Source organism: Aquidulcibacter sp., assembly GCF_049239865.1.
Lineage (GTDB): Bacteria > Pseudomonadota > Alphaproteobacteria > Caulobacterales > Aquidulcibacteraceae > Aquidulcibacter.
Genome location: NZ_JBMLTR010000211.1, coordinates 1 through 2,092, shown reverse-complemented (window position 1 = coordinate 2,092; position 2,092 = coordinate 1). Strand labels below are relative to the sequence as shown.

The 2,092-nt window shown below is 52.9% G+C and carries 3 protein-coding genes; all 3 read right to left on the bottom strand.

Translation table 11 applies throughout. The annotated features are described in order from the left end of the window. Nucleotides 1–155, bottom strand: a 155-nt coding sequence (locus tag ACOVRA_RS14445; RefSeq protein ID WP_421720911.1) for a DUF4926 domain-containing protein, incomplete at its 3' end; no start/stop codon positions are given. Beyond that, on the bottom strand, nucleotides 148–516 hold the full coding sequence (locus ACOVRA_RS14440) for a DUF6883 domain-containing protein (RefSeq protein WP_421720910.1): 369 nt from the start codon (nucleotides 514–516) through the stop codon (nucleotides 148–150). The genes ACOVRA_RS14445 and ACOVRA_RS14440, both read right to left, overlap by 8 nt. Further along, nucleotides 516–1,805, bottom strand: a complete 1,290-nt coding sequence (locus tag ACOVRA_RS14435; RefSeq protein WP_421720909.1) for a tyrosine-type recombinase/integrase — start codon at nucleotides 1,803–1,805, stop codon at nucleotides 516–518. The genes ACOVRA_RS14440 and ACOVRA_RS14435 overlap by 1 nt, the downstream gene beginning before the upstream one ends. Between the last annotated feature and the right edge of the window lie 287 nt (nucleotides 1,806–2,092).

Genomic DNA, 2,092 nt, shown 5'->3' with positions numbered 1-2,092 from the left:
AAAGTCGCGCCATCTCGGTCACAGAACTCAACGAGTGCAAAGTCGTCATCCAACAACTCGACCACGGTTCCAACCTGGCCTTGAACGAGGCCCAAGTCGCTCTGATCGCTCAAGAGCGCCACAGCATCTAGCAAGTTGAGTTGCACTTTAGTCATGGTTCTTGTCCTCAGATCCGGCGCGCTTGTCAGTCACAACAAAGGCCGAAACAAACTTTGCGACGTCGTCTCCGGTCCGTATCACCCATAATGATCGCACAAAAGCTGACTTGGTTCCATAGGCAAGTTTAAAGACAATCGCGTAATGCTGGCCGAACTGGTCCTGGCGGATGAAGTTGGGAGTTTGCGTGCGGGCTGCGTCAAGCAAAGCGGATCGCAAGACAGCGACTTCCGCCAGCCCTATGCCCAATGCAGACTTGAACACTCTAGCTTTGTTGGCTCCAATTCGATGGGTCGGAGACAGAATATAATCCGTCAACTTGGCCTCAGAGATTGATATGTTATCACCAAAAGGCTGCATCACTTCGGCCCCATGGCAAACCGCTCGGCCACCTTCTCAGCAATAATCCGCGCCGCAGTATCGCCGGGGTGCGCATAGCGTTCAGTCGATGATGCGTTCGCATGTCCCAAAGCCCGACCGACTAGATAGAGTGAAGCACCATCTTCGACAGCGAAAGTCGCAAAGCTATGGCGTAGGTCATGGAGACGAACATCTGAGAGCCCCGCGAGCTCTCGCACTTTCAGCCACGCCTTATTGACCCCCAAAACCGGCTTACCGGAGATTTGGGACATGAAGACATAAGGACCCAAGCGCGGGAGGTATTCGAGGATCGCGCGCGCTTGCTCGGACAGAATGATCGTGCGTGACTTATTCTGGCTACCCATCTTTGTTCGGATCGGGGGCAAAACGAGACGCGAGCGCTCTATGTCAACTTCGGACCAATTGAGTTCCGTGATTTCGTTACGGCGCGCACCTGTCAGCATGATCAGGCGAATGATGTTGGCATAATGAGGTGCAATAACCCATGCGGCTTGCGCCTCATCGAGGACCGTCCAAAGCTTCTTTGCCTCTTCCGTGGTAATGGATCGTTCCCGGCGATTGTCGCGCAGCTTTTGAACTTTGGAGCAAGGATTGGTTTCCAAAATCTCCCGCCAGATCGCCCACGAAAACATCGCGGACAGGCACCTCATTCCACGGGAGGCAGCACTAGGTCCGCCCTTAACAATCGAACGGCCCCGGGGGCCAGTCTTGATGTCGTGTGAAGTCTTGCCCGCCGCAACGTCTCTTTGCCAAGCGGCAAGATCACTGGGCCGAATGTCCTTTGCAACAACATCATCCAGAAGGGGCTTGATATGGCGCTTGTAAGAAGTGGCATCGACCGACCAAGAGGATTCCCGCTTCAGCGGCTTGTCACTAGGCCCATCGCGGAAATACATCTCAAACAATTGGCCAATGGTCGCGTCACGCATGGCTTTGGCGATGACCAGCCCGCCTTTTCCGGCCAAGGCCTTTACCCGCTCACTTGGGGTCTCAGATAAGTCGATACCCTTGGTCGCCTCCGTGATGACTTCGCGCGCACGGTTGCGGGCTGCTTCAGGAGTCCAAGGCAAACCGTGCTCGCCAATCGTCATCCATCGTTGTTGACGGTTGACACGATACTTCACGCAATAGGTCTTCCGGCCACTCGACGAGATCCGGAGCATAAAGCCACGCAACTCAATGTCCCAAATCCGCGTGTCTCCAGTCTCCGGCGGCATCGCGGAATCGACAAATCGCTTATTGATTTTCGCCTTCAAAACGTCTGACATTGTCAACTTCCTGTGCCATTTTTGTGCTATCAATCGACCCCATCACGCGACACCATCATCTCAAAAATGGCGTAGTTTGGACCCATTTTCAGCCTTTTTTGCTACCAATTTGCTACCAAATGGGAAAAATTCAATAACAAGCTGTCCCATAACATTACAAGAAAATCTATGTGACGCAATATATTACGAAAAATCGTGACAAGCCGTGAAAACGCGAAAAAACGAGGGGTTCACTTTTCGTAATGATGGGGTCGCAGGTTCGAATCCTGTTTGCGGCACCAGTTTTT

What these genes read in the sequence shown, in the direction of transcription:
- ACOVRA_RS14435 (WP_421720909.1), bottom strand. Translation starts at nt 1,805, where the DNA reads ATGTCAGACGTTTTGAAGGCGAAAATCAATAAGCGATTTGTCGATTCC.
- ACOVRA_RS14440 (WP_421720910.1), bottom strand. Translation starts at nt 516, where the DNA reads ATGCAGCCTTTTGGTGATAACATATCAATCTCTGAGGCCAAGTTGACG.